Source organism: Shinella pollutisoli (assembly GCF_024609765.1).
Lineage (GTDB): Bacteria > Pseudomonadota > Alphaproteobacteria > Rhizobiales > Rhizobiaceae > Shinella > Shinella pollutisoli.
On sequence record NZ_JANFDG010000021.1, the window covers coordinates 65,123 to 78,576 of the forward strand.

The window sequence follows — 13,454 nt, forward strand, 5'->3', positions numbered from 1 at the left end:
TTTCCCATGTCGAACATGATGCGTGCGCTGGTTAAGGCGAAACCTGAGCCGGGCCTGTGGATGGAGACCGTGCCGGTGCCGGAGCCCGGCCCGAACGACGTGCTGATCCGGGTCAAAAAGTCGGCGATCTGCGGCACCGACGTGCATATCTGGAACTGGGACCACTGGGCGGAGAAGACCATCCCCGTGCCGATGGTCGTCGGCCACGAGTTCGTCGGCGAGATCGCCGAGACCGGCTCGGCCGTCACGCGCTACCATGTCGGCGAGCGGGTCTCGGGCGAGGGGCACATCGTCTGCGGCAAGTGCCGCAACTGCCGCGCCGGGCGCGGGCACCTCTGCCGCAACACGCTCGGCGTCGGCGTCAACCGGCCGGGGTCCTTCGCCGAGTTCGTCTGCATCCCGGAGGCGAACGTCGTGCCGATCCCCGACGACGTGCCGGACGAGGTGGCGGCGATCTTCGATCCGTTCGGCAACGCCGTCCACACCGCGCTCTCCTTCGACCTCGTGGGCGAGGACGTGCTGGTGACGGGGGCCGGGCCGATCGGCATCATGGGGGCGATGGTCGCCAGGCGCTCCGGCGCGAGGAAGGTCGTCATCACCGACATCAACCCGGTGCGTCTGGAACTCGCCCGCAGGGTCGGCATCGACCATGTCGTCGACGCCTCGAAGGAGGACCTCCGGGCGGTGATGCGCGAGATCGGCATGACGGAGGGCTTCGACGTCGGGCTGGAGATGTCCGGCGCCCCGCCCGCCTTCCGCTCGATGATCGATGCGATGAACAACGGCGGCAAGATCGCCATCCTCGGCATCGCGCCGGACGGCTTCGGCATCGACTGGAACAAGGTGATCTTCAAGATGCTCACCCTGAAAGGCATCTATGGCCGCGAGATGTTCGAGACGTGGTACAAGATGATCGCCTTCGTGCAGGGCGGTCTCGATCTGTCGCCGATCATCACGCACCGCATCGGCATCGACGATTTCAGGGACGGTTTCGCGGCCATGCGCTCCGGCAATTCCGGCAAGGTCGTGATGGATTGGTAACAGGGAGGTGTTCCGAAATGAGATACGAGGGAAGCTGCCATTGCGGCAGGGTCGCATTCGAGGTGGAGGCGGAGTTCACCACCGCGATGGAGTGCAATTGTTCCATGTGCCGGCGCCGGGGCTCGCTGCTCGCCTTCGTGCCGCACGCGCAGTTCGCGCTGACCACGCCGGAGGCCGATGTCTCCACCTATCGGTTCAACCGCCACCTGATCGACCATCATTTCTGCGCGACCTGCGGCATCGCCCCCTACAGCGAGGGCACCGATCCGAAGGGCAACCGCATGGCGGCGATCAACCTGCGCTGCGTGCCGGCCGTCGACCTCGATGCCTTGACGATCAGCAAGGTGGACGGGCGCTCGTTCTGACGGACAGGCCGAATCGCCCGGGCGGCGGGCGGGGCGGCCCTTGTCTTTCCGGGATGCGTCCCTACATGAGGGCTGATGAGCCGGGGCCGCCGCGCGCCTCGTCCGCGAGCCCGAATCGAAGGCATTTCGGCCTTTTTTGCCGGAAATGCTTGACGGAGCCGAAAATTGTGGGAATCACCATTGTTTGGCGCAGATGGAATGGGTACGGCGGATCGGGAAGTCATGTCAATCGCGTTGCTCCGGCAACGGCTCCACGCACCTGCGGGCCGGGGCGTGGTTAATCAGGATTTAATTGTCATTCCGTTAGGTCAGGGAAATTGATTCGCGGTGGCGTTCGCCGGAAGGCGGCCGACTGCGGAAGCCCGAACCGCTCGAAACTGGATGCTTCAGGAAAGCGACGAATAGATGGCGACAAAGGTCAAAGAGAACGAGGAAGTCGAGAACGAACGCGAAGGCGCTACCGACGGCCCTCTTCTCGATCTTTCCGATGACGCGGTCAAGAAGATGATCAAGGCCGCCAAGAAGCGCGGCTACGTGACCATGGACGAGCTGAACTCGGTCCTGCCGTCCGAGGAAGTGACCTCGGAGCAGATCGAGGACACCATGGCCATGCTCTCCGACATGGGCATCAACGTCATCGAGGACGAGGACGCCGAGGAGGCGCATCCGGGCGAGGACGAGGAAGGCGACGACGGCGAGGGCGAGGGCGGCGAGATCGCCACCTCCTCCGGCACGGCGCTCGCCACCGCGCGCAAGAAGGAGCCGACCGACCGCACGGACGACCCGGTGCGCATGTATCTGCGCGAGATGGGCTCGGTCGAGCTGCTCTCGCGCGAGGGCGAGATCGCGATCGCCAAGCGCATCGAGGCGGGCCGCGAGACGATGATCGCCGGCCTCTGCGAGAGCCCGCTCACCTTCCAGGCCCTCATCATCTGGCGCGACGAGCTGAACGAGGGCCAGACGCTCTTGCGCGAGATCATCGACCTGGAGACCACCTATTCCGGTCCCGAGGCCAAGGCCGCGCCGCAGTTCCAGAGCCCGGAGAAGATCGAGGCCGACCGCAAGGCGGCGGAAGAGAAGGAAAGGGCGCGCAAGGGCCGCACCGCCGCCAACGACGACGACATCACCAATGTCGGCGGCGAGGGCCTGCCCGTCGAGGAAGAGGAGGAGGACGACGACGAGTCGAACCTCTCGCTCGCCGCGATGGAGGCGGAGCTTCGCCCGCAGGTCATGGAGACGCTCGACACGATCGCCGAGACCTACAAGAAGCTGCGCAAGCTGCAGGACCAGCAGGTGGAAGCCCGCCTGCAGGCGACCGGCACGCTCTCGCCCGCCCAGGAGCGCCGCTACAAGGAGCTGAAGGACGAGCTGATCACGGCGGTGAAATCGCTGTCGCTCAACCAGAACCGCGTCGACAGCCTCGTCGAGCAGCTCTACGACATCAACAAGCGCCTCGTGCAGAACGAGGGCCGCCTGCTGCGGCTCGCCGAGAGCTACGGCGTCAAGCGCGACTCGTTCCTGGAGCAGTACAACGGCGCCGAGCTCGATCCGAACTGGATGAAGTCGATCGGCAACCTCGCCGCCAAGGGCTGGAAGGAATTCGCGCGGGCGGAGAACGCGACGATCCGCGACATCCGCCAGGAGATCCAGAACCTGGCCACCGAGACCGGCATCTCGATCTCGGAGTTCCGCCGCATCGTGCACATGGTGCAGAAGGGCGAGCGCGAGGCGCGCATCGCCAAGAAGGAGATGGTCGAGGCGAACCTGCGCCTGGTGATCTCGATCGCCAAGAAGTACACGAATCGCGGCCTGCAGTTCCTGGACCTGATCCAGGAGGGCAACATCGGCCTGATGAAGGCGGTCGACAAGTTCGAGTACCGGCGCGGCTACAAGTTCTCCACCTATGCGACCTGGTGGATCCGCCAGGCGATCACCCGCTCGATCGCCGACCAGGCCCGCACGATCCGCATCCCGGTGCACATGATCGAGACGATCAACAAGATCGTGCGCACCTCGCGGCAGATGCTGCACGAGATCGGCCGCGAGCCGACGCCGGAGGAACTGGCCGAGAAGCTCGCCATGCCGCTCGAAAAGGTGCGCAAGGTGCTGAAGATCGCCAAGGAGCCGATCAGCCTCGAGACGCCGGTCGGCGACGAGGAGGACAGCCACCTCGGCGACTTCATCGAGGACAAGAACGCGCTTCTGCCGATCGACGCCGCCATCCAGGCGAACCTGCGCGAGACGACGACCCGCGTGCTCGCCTCGCTGACGCCGCGCGAGGAACGCGTGCTGCGCATGCGCTTCGGCATCGGCATGAACACCGACCACACGCTCGAAGAGGTCGGCCAGCAGTTCTCGGTGACGCGCGAGCGCATCCGCCAGATCGAGGCCAAGGCGCTGAGGAAGCTCAAGCACCCGAGCCGCTCGCGCAAGCTGCGCTCGTTCCTGGACAGCTGAGCGGCGCGTCCGCCCCTTCATCCCGCTGCCGCGACCTTCTCCCCGCAGGCGGGGAGAAGGGGTATGCCGCACCGGTTTCCCGAAAGCGGGAAGCCCTCGCCACTTGTCCCTTCTCCCCGTTTACGGGGAGAAGGTGGCCGGCAGGCCGGATGAGGGGCGATACAGCATCCACCGCAAACGAAAACGCCGGGGCAGAACCCCGGCGTTCGTATTTCCAGCCGTTTCGTCCTTACTCGGCAGCGACGATCTTGCCGTCTTCCCACTTGAACAGCGAGAAGCTCTGCGAGGTGAGGTCGCCGGTCTCGCCGTAGGTGAGCTGACCGATGGCGGTCGGGATCGCCTCGCCGGACTTCAGCGCCGTGGCGACGGCTTCGGAATCCTCGGCGCTGCCCGCCTTCTCGATGCCGGCCTTCAGCACCTCGACGGCGGCATAGGCGTTGAGCGTGAAGGCTTCCGGCGGGATACCCTTTTCGGCGAGCACCTTCACGGCGGTGGCCGAATCGGGGTTCTTCAGCGCGTCGGACGCGTTGGTGAAGAGCGTGCCGGCGGCCGCCTCGTTGCCGATCGCCCAGTATTCCGTGTTGGAGAGGCCTTCGCCGCCGATGATCGTCGCATCGACCGACTGGTCCTTGAGCTGGCGGGCGAGCAGGCCGCCTTCCGGGTGGTAGCCGCCGAAGTAGATGACCTCGACGCCGTCGGCCTTCAGGCGGGTGACGAGCGCGGAGAAGTCCTTCTCGCCCGGGGTCACTGAATCGTAGAGGGCTTCCGTGACGCCGCCGGCGTTGAGCGCGGCCTTGAAGGCGTCGGCGAGGCCCTTGCCGTAGGCGCCCTTGTCGTGGATGACGGCGACCTTCTTGTCCTTCAGGTTCGCGAGCACGTAGGCTGCGGCGACCTCGGCCTGCTGGTCGTCGCGCCCGCAGGTGCGCAGCACGTTGGCGAGGCCGCGGCCCGTCAGGTCCGGCGCGGTCGCGGTCGGGGTCACCATCAGCACGCCGTTCTCGGCGAAGACCTCGGAGGCGGGGATGGCCACGCCCGACGTCACCGGGCCGACGACGAAGCGGATGCCTTCGCCAACGATCTGGTTGGCGGCCGAGACGCCCTGCTTGGGTTCGCCCGCGTCGTCGGTGAGCTTCAGCACGACCTGCTCGCCGAGGATGCCGCCGTTCTTGTTGATCTCGGCGACGGCGGCTTCCGCGCCGTTCTTCACCTGGTCGCCATAGGCCGCGACCGGGCCGGTCAGCGGGGCGACGAGGCCGATGACGATGTCCGCGTGCGCGAGCGGCGCGAAGACGAGCGAAGCGGCAAGCGTTGCTCCGACGAAAATCTGCTTCTTCATGAACTTCTCTCCTGGAAACGGCCTTGGGAGCGGCCAGATCGGGACCGTCCTCCACAGGCATTCGCGCCGAAAAGCGGGGAGGGAGCGGTTCTCTCGCGGCCGGAACAATCGTGCGTGAGGCAGGCCGGCGCGCCGGGATTGATTAGGCAATCCCGCATCCCGGCGCAACAAAATAATGCAGCCTGCCCGATATGCGGTCATTCGCCGCCCCTGCCTCGCATTCGAGGAAAAACGGAACGTTAAGATTCACCATTTATAAATCTTCGCAAACCCGAGGATTTGCGATGCGTTGCGTTCTTGTCGTCGTCCTCCTGTTGCTTGCCGGATGCGCCTCCGTGCCGCGCCAGACGCAGAATGCCTGCGCGATCTTCGAGCAACGAGATGGCCTGTTCAACAACTGGCGCCGGGACGCCTACCGTGCCGAGCGCGAATACGGCGTGCCCGTTCCCGTGCTGATGGCGACGATCTACACCGAATCCGGCTTCCGCCATAATGCCCGCCCGCCGCGCACGAAGCTCCTCGGCTTCATCCCCTGGAAGCGGCAATCCTCCGCGCTCGGCTATTCGCAGGCGCTCGACGGCACCTGGGCGCGCTACAAGCGCGTGACCGGCCGCTACATGGCGAGCCGCACCGATTTCGGCGACGCCATCCGCTTCATCGCCTGGTACCACCACCAGAGCCACCTGAAGAACGGCATCGCCCTCAACGACACCTACCGCCTCTACATCGCCTATTACCACGGCCATGCCGGCTACCAGCGCGGCAAGTGGAGCGGCACGGCCAGGACGGGCGCCAAGCGCGCCGCCGGCATGGCCGCCACCTATGCGCGCCAGTTGCGCAACTGCGGCGCCTGGTAGGCCGGCCGCCGCCCTCTTTTTTCGGCATGGTGTCGGAACCGCCGGGCCGGCTGCGTCCTTGACCTGTCGACGCCGTCGACCGACCCTTCGCGCGTGGCGGCGGGCGATATCCCAACCGGCAAGGAGGATACGATCATGACCTATGCGGACGGTTTCATACTGGCGGTACCCAAGGCAAAGCTGGATGCCTACAAGGCGATGGCGCGCACCGCCGGCGCCCTCTGGAAGGAATACGGCGCCATCGACTACGTGGAATGCATCGGCGACGACGTGCGCTACGGCGAGCTCACCTCCTTTCCCCGCGCCGTGCAGGCGCGCGAGGACGAGGTGGTCATCTTCTCCTGGATCACCTACGAATCCCGCGCCAAGCGCGACGAGATCAACGCCAGGATCATGGCCGATCCGCGCATGCAGGGCGAGGAGTGGAAGGACATCTTCGACGGCAAGCGCATGGTCTGGGGCGGCTTCGAGGCGTTCCTGGAGCTGTGACGACATCGCCGGCCTTGTCCGGCGGCCCGCAAGGCGATATTGCGGGGCCGATGAACCAGACAAGGAGGGCGCAGATGCTCAAGCTCTATTACGCGATCGTCGGCAGCAGGACGGACACGAATGCCGGCCTCGGTCGTTTCATGGGCCTGATGATCCTGTTCATCCTCGTCGGCGGGGCGGCCTTCTGGGCGCTCGGCGCCTGACGCCCGGGCGGCCGTGCCGCAGACGATCCTGACGCTTTCCACCCGCGGGCAGGGCCTCTACGAATTCACCCGCGAGGCCGAGGCCTTCGTGCGTAGCGCGGGCGCGGGCGAGGGTCTGCTCACCGTCTTCGTGCGGCACACGTCCTGCTCGCTGACGATCCAGGAGAACGCCGATCCCGACGTGCGGCGCGACCTCCAGCAGTTCTTCCGCCGCCTCGTGCCGCCCTCCGACGATCCGTCCATGGACTGGATCACGCATCGCCTGGAGGGGCCGGACGACATGCCGGCCCACATCAAGGCGGCGCTGACGCAGGTCTCGCTCGGCATCCCCGTCACCGGCGGGCGGCTTGCGCTCGGCACCTGGCAGGGCATCTATCTCTTCGAGCACCGCGACCGGCCGTACCGGCGCGAAATCGTGCTTCATCTCAGCGCCTGAGGGAACCCGCCGCGTTTCCCGCGCGTTTCAGGGCCGCATCAACCAGGGAGGGGGACATGGCAGACATCGCAGGCATCGCCAGGACCGTCGTCACGGCGCTGAACGCGCGCGACGTCGCAGCACTCGCCGAAAAGGCGGACGAGGACATCGCGATCTCCGGCATCGGCGAGGGCATGGACAACGGCCGCGCGGCGCTGCGCGAGCGGCTGGCGCGCCATTTCCAGGCGTTCGACGAGACCTATGGCGACGCGCAGGTGATGACCGACGAGACGGGCGGCACGGCCGCCGTGCGGCTCACCGCGCGCGGCCGCTCGCCGGCGGGCGCCGCCCATTCGCGGGAGAAGATCCTGCTCCTCGAGGTCGAGGACGACCGGATCTTGCGCATCGCCTTCTTCTCGGCCGACGGCGCGTGAACCGCGGCTGAACGGCCGGTTCCGCCGCCGTTCAGCATTGCCCGGCTAGGGTCCCTGCAATCGCCTGTCGCGGGCGGACAACCAAGGAGACCCTGCCATGACCAGCCTGATTGCGAAAACCGTTCTTGCCGCCGTGCTCGGCCTTTCCGCCCTTGCCGTGACGGTGCCGGCCGCCTCCGCCGCGCCGGCCGATGCGGCGATCGAAACCGTCGGCTACCGCAACGGTTTCCACGACCATGACCGGGGTCACGACCGGGGCCATGATCGCGGGTGGAACCGCGACCGCCGCCCGCACGGCTCGGATATGCGCGGCCGGTGCTCGCCGCGGCTCGCCGTCGAGAAGGCCCGCGGCTACGGCCTGCGCCATGCCCGCGTTGCGCATGTGACGCCGCACCGGGTCGTCGTCGAGGGCGTGCGCTTCCGCCATCACGGCCGCATCGCCTTCGCCAATGCCCGCCATTGCCCGGTGCTCCGGCGCTGAGGACGGCATGCCGTCCGTCACGTCACCCCCGGCCGGCGGACGGCGGCCCTCCCGGTGAAAGCCGGGAGGGCCTCTCGCGTTTTCGATATCACTCGCCGAGCGCGAAGGTCATGTTGACCGTGACCGAATAGCTGTTCTCGCCGGCGGCGAGCGGCACGGCGCTCTCGGCATAGTCCTTCGCCATGGCGCGCATCATCGGCATCGGCTCGGCGCGGTAGGTCGTCTCGGAAATCTCCAGCACGCGGCCGAGCCCGACGCCGGCGGCTTCCGTCAGCTCCTTCGCCTTGGCCATGGCGTTCTCCACCGCCTTCCTGCGCGCCTCGCTGATCGCCGCGTCCGGCTTGTCGTTGGTGAAGCGGATGCCGTTGCCCTGGTTGGCGCCGAGCGTCACGGCCTTGTCGAGGACCTCGCCGAGCCGCGCCAGCTCGCGCACGCGCAGCGTCACCGTGTTGGCGACCTGGAAGCCGACGAGGATCGGCGGCGGGTTCTCGCCGGTTGAGCTCTGCGGATACTGGTATTGCGGGTTGATCGAGAAGCCCGATGTCTGGATGTCGCGTTCGGCGATGCCGGCTTCCTTCAGCGCGGCGAGCATCTCGGCCATCGCCGCATTGTTGGCGTCGAGCGCCTCGCGCGCGGTCTTGGCGTCCTTGACGACGCCGATGTCGATCAGCGCCATGTCGGGCGCGATCTCGGCACGGCCCTCTCCGGTGACGACGATGGTCGACCGGCGCGGCGCGGCGGCATCCTGCGCGAGTGCGGCGACAGGCGCGGCGGCGAGCGCCAGCGACAGCGCGAAGAGGCCGGCGGCCGAGCGGCGGCCGAAGGAGGTATGAAGCATGGGGGCGTCTCCCTTTTGGTTGTGTCCCTCGCGCCGTTCTTCGCCTGCGATTGTGTACGCATTGCGGCGCGGCTTGTGGCGGCCCGAAAATTCGTCTAGACGAACCCCTGCCGTCGGCCGCCATTGAGACCGCCGGCCCCGGCCGAACGCCGGGCTGGGCCTGTAGCTCAATGGTTAGAGCCGGCGGCTCATAACCGCTTGGTTGGGGGTTCGAGTCCCTCCGGGCCCACCAAAATTTCTTTAATTTCAATGAGTTGTACGGCGGTTAGCCGATTGGGTTAGCCAGATGGTTAGCCACGCTTCTTTTTCCCTTGGACGAGGCGGGTCACCTTGTTCATGGCGTCCCTTGCTAGAATCGCCTGTGATGCTTCCCGGCTGTAAAGTTCCGCGTGTTCGATGTCATCGTGACCGAGCGTTTCCATTAGCTGGCGTGTGCTCGCCCCGCCCTCCGCCAGAAGCTTGCCGAGCGACTTGCGCAGGCCATGCATCGTGCATCCCTTCGGCATGCCGGCGCTGTGTGTCCAGTCAGCCATGCGGCCGGTGAGGGACTTCTCGGAGAAGGGCTTGCCATATGCCGTCAACAGGACCGTATCGCCTGCGCGGGGCAGGGGCGCGAGTGCGTCCCTAAGCATCGGGGTGATCGGCAACACGAGGCGCTTTCCGCCCTTCGTCTGTTCGAACATCACGACGCCGCGTCGGAAATCGAACATGTCCCACGTAACCTTCGCCACATCCGAGCGACGGTTTCCGAGCCACAGGGCAAGCGCATAGCATGTCCGCGGCGTCGTCCCGATCGCCCATCGGGCTTCGAAAGCTTCCCGCTCCGCTTCCGTCCAGGCGCGCCATCCCTTGTATTCCGGCCGGTAGGCGAGCTTGTAGGTAGGATCGACCTCGATCCACTCCTCGTCTAGCGCAACGTGCAGCATCTTCCGGATCGTCACCAGCAAGTGCTTGGCCTTGTGCGGCGTTGCCGAGAAACGGGCGAGGATGTCTTTGATGTGCCGACGCTTGATATCTTCGACAAGCATCTCTGCCCAAAGGGAGGGATCGTCAGCTACGACGGGAAGATTCAAAAACTCCTCTGCAAGCCGGATATTTTTCGCCTTCGTCGCGTCATCATGCCGTATCCATTCCGGTGTGCGCAGAACGCGCTTCCATGCATCACGGAACGACTTTGGCACTGTGGCGCCCGGATGGGCGACTACGACAGCCTTTCGCGCAGGACGCCCTTCTATGGCGGCCTGATAGGCTTCCTCGAAGCAGGGCTCTCCCGGCTGCCCCGGGATGGAGATCGTCTTCCCTGAGCGCCTGTAGCGCCAGCGTGTGCGGCCGTGGCGGTCCTGGAAGCTGGAGAGGTAGGGGCGGCGGTCGTCGTTGGTCATTTCGCGCTCTCGGGTGTAAGCGTCTATTCGCCTTCCTTTGCCGGGATGCGAACAAACTCATCTTCAAGGATTTTTTTCAGGATCAGCTGCTTTCCTTCGTCCGATACGCTGAGATGATCGACGAAAGCTTTGACGGTCCTGCCAAGAGCTTCATTCATCCCCTCGAGGCGACTGATATCCTCCCGCAGCCTTCGAATGGTTTCCTGCGCTTCTTCGCTCAAGCCTTCGCCGCTGAGACTCTGCTCCAAGCAAACGACAATCTCGGTATTCATCGATCGCCCATGAGCCTCGGCCCGCGACTTTATACGCTCTCTGAGGCCGGATGGGAGGCGAAGCTGGAATTGGTCTATGCCTGTGCGGTTTGGGCCCATGCCTAAAATTCTCCTGCGATGATATCAAGCAGATACATTTCTCAATTGACGTCAATCCTATCTGCTTGCTATGTCATATCTGCTTAGTATTACCAAGAGGTGAATGACATGAACCCAAATGCGCTACCGGGAAGAGGAGCGGACCAGGTGATGCTCCGTCTTCCTGATGGAATGCGGGAGAAGCTGAAAGCAAGGGCGGCAGCCAACCGACGCAGCCTCAATTCTGAAATCGTGGTCTGCCTCGAACGGGTGATTGGCATGCGGGAGGACGAGCGCGATGGCGATCGGGCGTGACAGTATTGCCTATGCTCCGCGAGGCCTCAGTCGCGAAGAAGCTGCCCGCTACGTCGGCGTGGGCACCACCAAGTTCGACGAACTCGTTGCAGCCCGCCGGATGCCAAAGCCAAAGCGGATTGATGGCCGCACGGTATGGGATCGTCTTGCGCTGGATGCCGCGTTCACTGATCTGCCGGAGGAGGGCGGCAACAAAATCGATCAGCTTTTTGCGCGGAGGTCAGCATGACACGCGTCGTCAAAACAGAAGGCCCGGCATCGGCGGCAACCGACCCGGACCATGGTTCCGTCAATCCTGAGCGAGGAAAGAACATGAACAACGCGACGAATATCATATCTTCGGTTGAAAGGTCATCCCTGCGCGATTTGATCGTCGAAGCGGAATCGATCACGGCTCAGATGCAGACGAGCGCCGACGACATAGAGGTGGACGGCCTGTCCAGCGACCTCCTCGCGCTGAATGACCGCATCATCCGGGTGCCTGTCGCCTCGCTTGACGACGTTCAGCGGAAGGCTTCCTATTTGTTGGCCTCCGCTGATCCCCTCGATGCCGGCATTATCGAGCCGCTGTTGCGCTCCCTCGTCGCAGTGGTGCCGGCATGAGTGTGCTGCGCCGACACCTCGAAACCCTCCCGCGATACCAGCGGGAGGAGTTGGTTGAAAATCGGTGGGGCGAGGGGGAGAAACTGGCGTCACAGCTCGGCACCTCTTGGGATCTACTTCGCTCGATTCTTCGCGAGATTGAGCGCGCGACGGCGGCCTCGCAGCAGGGCATTCTGCGACATTGGCATGAGGCCGTTCTCATTCATCAATCCCTGTCGGCAACGGAAAAGGTTGCTGCGTTGCGCGTCTGGTCCTTCGTCAACCACAAGCACCTTTACGCTTGGCCTTCACAGGATCGCATTGCGAGAGAACTGGGCTACAGCCGCGGCCCCAATCTCGGCAAAGCCTTGAAGCGGGCATTTGAGATCGGCGCTTACACTCCGGTGCGAGTCAAAAATCTTCCTCCCGAGATCCGCGATCAGGCCGTACACGGAAGCCGACGCTCTCTTCGAGGCATCGCGTACCGGCTCAATCCGGTGGAGAGTTGGGAGCAGGAAGCGGCCAGTTTCGTAGAGTTGCAGAATAGCAACATGTTCCATGGTGGAACCCTTGAAGGTTCCATGGCGCACCACCTTAACTACGAAGTAAACCGTCAACCGGCTTCGCCGGATTCTTTCGCTCACGCTCATGAGGTCAATCAACGGACGTTTCCACTTGTTGAAACGTCTCAGTATGGCACTGATGGGGGACGGACTCATGGCTGAGGTATTCGTCTTACCCGATGCTGACGAAAGCCGCGTGCGCCTGGAGGCCGCTCGTATTGCCCGCCTTCGTCGACAGATCACCCGTAGCAACGCCCTTCGCGATCTCGATCGTCAGATCATCCGGGAAGCAGCGGCGGCCGGCTTGCGCAGGGGGGCGGCATTCCACCGAGCTGACCTTTTTCTCGACGCAGTGAAACGCCGCATGGACGAGCTGGAGCGGTTGCGGGGCGAATGCATCATCACCCGCAACATCGTGCCGCTTCGCAGGAAAGGAGCCGTAGCATGACCACCCACCGACTCGCCGTCGTTCCGGCCACCGTCACCATGGAAGCCGTCGAGCTAGCGGACGGAACCGCCCTCGCCGTAGAAGTCGCACACCCCAGGCGGCGATATGCTGTGGTCCACCAAGACGCCGGAGGCACCGAGATCCTTTCAATGCACGACGACGAGGCAGAGGCCGTGGCGGCATACAAAATGCTGGCGGTGCAGCTGGAGCAGCTGGCGGGAGCGCCGGCGGGGGCGGTGCTGCAATGACCGACATCGACCTCGTGCAGGCCACCGCAGATGTTGTCGAGGTAGTGCTTAGCGACGGCCGGAAAATCCCGTGCGGACCTGTCTCCGTGGAGGTGATCGAAATCCTTCTGGATGGCGAGCCGTTTTCGCCGCCACACATCTTCTGGACCAAGGCGGCGGCAGCCCTCGCCATGCGGGATGCTAAGCGGACACTCAAGGCTGACCCGCGCTTCATCCCGCGCATCGGAGGACGCCGCGATGCATGACACCCATATCGCCGACTGCATCACCGGCGCGATGAGCATGATGCAAGAGCGGCGCCGCAAGGACCACGAGCCGCCGGCCATGCCCCCCACGGCTAGGTTCTTCCCGGCCCCGGGCCCCCGACCGCGGGTGCAGAGCAGCGCAGTCTTTGAGCGATTTTGGCAGTTTTATTTTTGCATTTCGGTTTCGTTTTGGAGGACGCCCCGGTGAGAAAAATTCAGGTCGTGAAAGAAATCCTTGTCGGCACCGGCAAGGAGGTTGCTGAGGCGCTTGGGCTTGAGCCACGACGATTCCAGCAGTTGATCCAAGAAGGGCACATCGAGGGGCGGTTAGGCCGAAACGAATACGATGTCGCCCGCTGTTTATCGACCTACCGGGGTTATCTCGATTCTCTCCGCCGATGAGCC

Annotated in this window: 21 protein-coding genes and 1 tRNA gene; 18 read left to right on the plus strand and 4 right to left on the minus strand. The window is 64.6% G+C overall.

All coding sequences use genetic code 11. The features are described from left to right. Positions 1–6: 6 nt before the first annotated feature. The 3 genes from tdh (at position 7) to rpoD (ending at position 3,863) form a co-directional block, all read left to right on the plus strand. On the plus strand, positions 7–1,041 hold the full coding sequence (gene tdh / locus NNZ72_RS17235; protein WP_257316651.1) for an L-threonine 3-dehydrogenase: 1,035 nt from the start codon (positions 7–9) through the stop codon (positions 1,039–1,041). A gap of 17 nt (positions 1,042–1,058) precedes the next feature. Beyond that, a complete protein-coding gene (locus tag NNZ72_RS17240; protein WP_257316652.1) occupies positions 1,059–1,406 on the plus strand; it encodes a GFA family protein in 348 nt (115 codons plus the stop codon). A gap of 405 nt (positions 1,407–1,811) precedes the next feature. Beyond that, positions 1,812–3,863, plus strand: coding sequence for an RNA polymerase sigma factor RpoD (gene rpoD, locus NNZ72_RS17245; protein ID WP_257316654.1), 2,052 nt, complete (start codon positions 1,812–1,814; stop codon positions 3,861–3,863). A 229-nt stretch (positions 3,864–4,092) separates the two neighbouring features. Here the strand turns inward: rpoD and NNZ72_RS17250 are convergent, their stop codons facing one another. After that, complete coding sequence (locus NNZ72_RS17250) at positions 4,093–5,199, minus strand: branched-chain amino acid ABC transporter substrate-binding protein (protein WP_257316656.1); 1,107 nt, start codon at positions 5,197–5,199, stop codon at positions 4,093–4,095. 284 nt (positions 5,200–5,483) lie between these two features. Here NNZ72_RS17250 and NNZ72_RS17255 point away from each other — a divergent pair, with 284 nt between their 5' ends. From NNZ72_RS17255 to NNZ72_RS17280, 6 genes are all read left to right on the plus strand, one after another. Further along, complete coding sequence (locus NNZ72_RS17255; RefSeq protein ID WP_257316657.1) at positions 5,484–6,056, plus strand: transglycosylase SLT domain-containing protein; 573 nt, start codon at positions 5,484–5,486, stop codon at positions 6,054–6,056. A 135-nt stretch (positions 6,057–6,191) separates the two neighbouring features. Then, positions 6,192–6,545 (plus strand): DUF1428 domain-containing protein, encoded by a 354-nt coding sequence (locus NNZ72_RS17260; protein ID WP_257316658.1) that lies wholly within the window; start codon positions 6,192–6,194, stop codon positions 6,543–6,545. A 74-nt stretch (positions 6,546–6,619) separates the two neighbouring features. Further along, entirely contained in the window at positions 6,620–6,748 is a 129-nt protein-coding gene (locus NNZ72_RS17265; protein ID WP_257316659.1) for a hypothetical protein, read from the plus strand. A gap of 13 nt (positions 6,749–6,761) precedes the next feature. After that, complete coding sequence (locus NNZ72_RS17270; RefSeq protein WP_257316660.1) at positions 6,762–7,184, plus strand: secondary thiamine-phosphate synthase enzyme YjbQ; 423 nt, start codon at positions 6,762–6,764, stop codon at positions 7,182–7,184. A 56-nt stretch (positions 7,185–7,240) separates the two neighbouring features. After that, a complete protein-coding gene (locus tag NNZ72_RS17275; RefSeq protein ID WP_257316661.1) occupies positions 7,241–7,597 on the plus strand; it encodes a nuclear transport factor 2 family protein in 357 nt (118 codons plus the stop codon). 97 nt (positions 7,598–7,694) lie between these two features. Beyond that, the gene (locus NNZ72_RS17280; protein ID WP_257316662.1) at positions 7,695–8,078 is read left to right on the plus strand and encodes a hypothetical protein; all 384 of its coding nucleotides are present in this window, start codon (positions 7,695–7,697) and stop codon (positions 8,076–8,078) included. 88 nt (positions 8,079–8,166) lie between these two features. On the opposite strand, the gene NNZ72_RS17285 is transcribed toward NNZ72_RS17280, so the two are convergent. After that, complete coding sequence (locus NNZ72_RS17285) at positions 8,167–8,916, minus strand: SIMPL domain-containing protein (protein WP_257316663.1); 750 nt, start codon at positions 8,914–8,916, stop codon at positions 8,167–8,169. Between the two features lie 156 nt (positions 8,917–9,072). Between NNZ72_RS17285 and NNZ72_RS17290 the strand changes: the two genes are divergently transcribed. After that, positions 9,073–9,148: transfer RNA gene (locus tag NNZ72_RS17290), tRNA-Ile, on the plus strand. A 58-nt stretch (positions 9,149–9,206) separates the two neighbouring features. Here the strand turns inward: NNZ72_RS17290 and NNZ72_RS17295 are convergent. Both NNZ72_RS17295 and NNZ72_RS17300 read right to left on the minus strand, forming a co-directional pair. After that, positions 9,207–10,298, minus strand: a complete 1,092-nt coding sequence (locus tag NNZ72_RS17295) for a tyrosine-type recombinase/integrase (RefSeq protein ID WP_257316664.1) — start codon at positions 10,296–10,298, stop codon at positions 9,207–9,209. A 23-nt stretch (positions 10,299–10,321) separates the two neighbouring features. Continuing rightward, a complete protein-coding gene (locus tag NNZ72_RS17300; RefSeq protein WP_257316665.1) occupies positions 10,322–10,669 on the minus strand; it encodes an Arc family DNA-binding protein in 348 nt (115 codons plus the stop codon). 108 nt (positions 10,670–10,777) lie between these two features. Between NNZ72_RS17300 and NNZ72_RS17305 the strand changes: the two genes are divergently transcribed. From NNZ72_RS17305 to NNZ72_RS17340, 8 genes are all read left to right on the plus strand, one after another. Continuing rightward, complete coding sequence (locus tag NNZ72_RS17305) at positions 10,778–10,963, plus strand: Arc family DNA-binding protein (RefSeq protein WP_257316667.1); 186 nt, start codon at positions 10,778–10,780, stop codon at positions 10,961–10,963. After that, positions 10,947–11,192, plus strand: coding sequence for a helix-turn-helix transcriptional regulator (locus NNZ72_RS17310; protein WP_257316668.1), 246 nt, complete (start codon positions 10,947–10,949; stop codon positions 11,190–11,192). The genes NNZ72_RS17305 and NNZ72_RS17310 overlap by 17 nt, the downstream gene beginning before the upstream one ends. Next, on the plus strand, positions 11,189–11,566 hold the full coding sequence (locus NNZ72_RS17315; protein ID WP_257316669.1) for a hypothetical protein: 378 nt from the start codon (positions 11,189–11,191) through the stop codon (positions 11,564–11,566). Before NNZ72_RS17310 ends, NNZ72_RS17315 begins: the two co-directional genes overlap by 4 nt. After that, positions 11,563–12,270, plus strand: a complete 708-nt coding sequence (locus NNZ72_RS17320) for a hypothetical protein (RefSeq protein ID WP_257316670.1) — start codon at positions 11,563–11,565, stop codon at positions 12,268–12,270. Before NNZ72_RS17315 ends, NNZ72_RS17320 begins: the two co-directional genes overlap by 4 nt. Beyond that, positions 12,263–12,556, plus strand: a complete 294-nt coding sequence (locus tag NNZ72_RS17325) for a hypothetical protein (protein ID WP_257316671.1) — start codon at positions 12,263–12,265, stop codon at positions 12,554–12,556. Before NNZ72_RS17320 ends, NNZ72_RS17325 begins: the two co-directional genes overlap by 8 nt. After that, the gene (locus NNZ72_RS17330; protein ID WP_257316672.1) at positions 12,553–12,804 is read left to right on the plus strand and encodes a hypothetical protein; all 252 of its coding nucleotides are present in this window, start codon (positions 12,553–12,555) and stop codon (positions 12,802–12,804) included. The genes NNZ72_RS17325 and NNZ72_RS17330 overlap by 4 nt, the downstream gene beginning before the upstream one ends. After that, positions 12,801–13,049 (plus strand): hypothetical protein, encoded by a 249-nt coding sequence (locus NNZ72_RS17335; protein ID WP_257316673.1) that lies wholly within the window; start codon positions 12,801–12,803, stop codon positions 13,047–13,049. Before NNZ72_RS17330 ends, NNZ72_RS17335 begins: the two co-directional genes overlap by 4 nt. Before the next feature lie 204 nt (positions 13,050–13,253). Continuing rightward, a complete protein-coding gene (locus NNZ72_RS17340; protein ID WP_257316674.1) occupies positions 13,254–13,451 on the plus strand; it encodes a hypothetical protein in 198 nt (65 codons plus the stop codon). Positions 13,452–13,454 lie beyond the last annotated feature (3 nt).

Coding starts and splice junctions, on each gene's coding strand:
- NNZ72_RS17330 (WP_257316672.1), top strand. CDS start 12,553: ATGACCACCCACCGACTCGCCGTCGTTCCGGCCACCGTCACCATGGAA.
- tdh (WP_257316651.1), top strand. CDS start 7: ATGTCGAACATGATGCGTGCGCTGGTTAAGGCGAAACCTGAGCCGGGC.
- NNZ72_RS17275 (WP_257316661.1), top strand. CDS start 7,241: ATGGCAGACATCGCAGGCATCGCCAGGACCGTCGTCACGGCGCTGAAC.
- NNZ72_RS17285 (WP_257316663.1), bottom strand. CDS start 8,916: ATGCTTCATACCTCCTTCGGCCGCCGCTCGGCCGCCGGCCTCTTCGCG.
- NNZ72_RS17315 (WP_257316669.1), top strand. CDS start 11,189: ATGACACGCGTCGTCAAAACAGAAGGCCCGGCATCGGCGGCAACCGAC.
- NNZ72_RS17300 (WP_257316665.1), bottom strand. CDS start 10,669: ATGGGCCCAAACCGCACAGGCATAGACCAATTCCAGCTTCGCCTCCCA.
- NNZ72_RS17260 (WP_257316658.1), top strand. CDS start 6,192: ATGACCTATGCGGACGGTTTCATACTGGCGGTACCCAAGGCAAAGCTG.
- NNZ72_RS17250 (WP_257316656.1), bottom strand. CDS start 5,199: ATGAAGAAGCAGATTTTCGTCGGAGCAACGCTTGCCGCTTCGCTCGTC.
- NNZ72_RS17305 (WP_257316667.1), top strand. CDS start 10,778: ATGAACCCAAATGCGCTACCGGGAAGAGGAGCGGACCAGGTGATGCTC.
- NNZ72_RS17240 (WP_257316652.1), top strand. CDS start 1,059: ATGAGATACGAGGGAAGCTGCCATTGCGGCAGGGTCGCATTCGAGGTG.
- NNZ72_RS17310 (WP_257316668.1), top strand. CDS start 10,947: ATGGCGATCGGGCGTGACAGTATTGCCTATGCTCCGCGAGGCCTCAGT.
- NNZ72_RS17335 (WP_257316673.1), top strand. CDS start 12,801: ATGACCGACATCGACCTCGTGCAGGCCACCGCAGATGTTGTCGAGGTA.
- NNZ72_RS17255 (WP_257316657.1), top strand. CDS start 5,484: ATGCGTTGCGTTCTTGTCGTCGTCCTCCTGTTGCTTGCCGGATGCGCC.
- NNZ72_RS17320 (WP_257316670.1), top strand. CDS start 11,563: ATGAGTGTGCTGCGCCGACACCTCGAAACCCTCCCGCGATACCAGCGG.
- NNZ72_RS17295 (WP_257316664.1), bottom strand. CDS start 10,298: ATGACCAACGACGACCGCCGCCCCTACCTCTCCAGCTTCCAGGACCGC.
- NNZ72_RS17265 (WP_257316659.1), top strand. CDS start 6,620: ATGCTCAAGCTCTATTACGCGATCGTCGGCAGCAGGACGGACACGAAT.
- NNZ72_RS17325 (WP_257316671.1), top strand. CDS start 12,263: ATGGCTGAGGTATTCGTCTTACCCGATGCTGACGAAAGCCGCGTGCGC.
- rpoD (WP_257316654.1), top strand. CDS start 1,812: ATGGCGACAAAGGTCAAAGAGAACGAGGAAGTCGAGAACGAACGCGAA.
- NNZ72_RS17280 (WP_257316662.1), top strand. CDS start 7,695: ATGACCAGCCTGATTGCGAAAACCGTTCTTGCCGCCGTGCTCGGCCTT.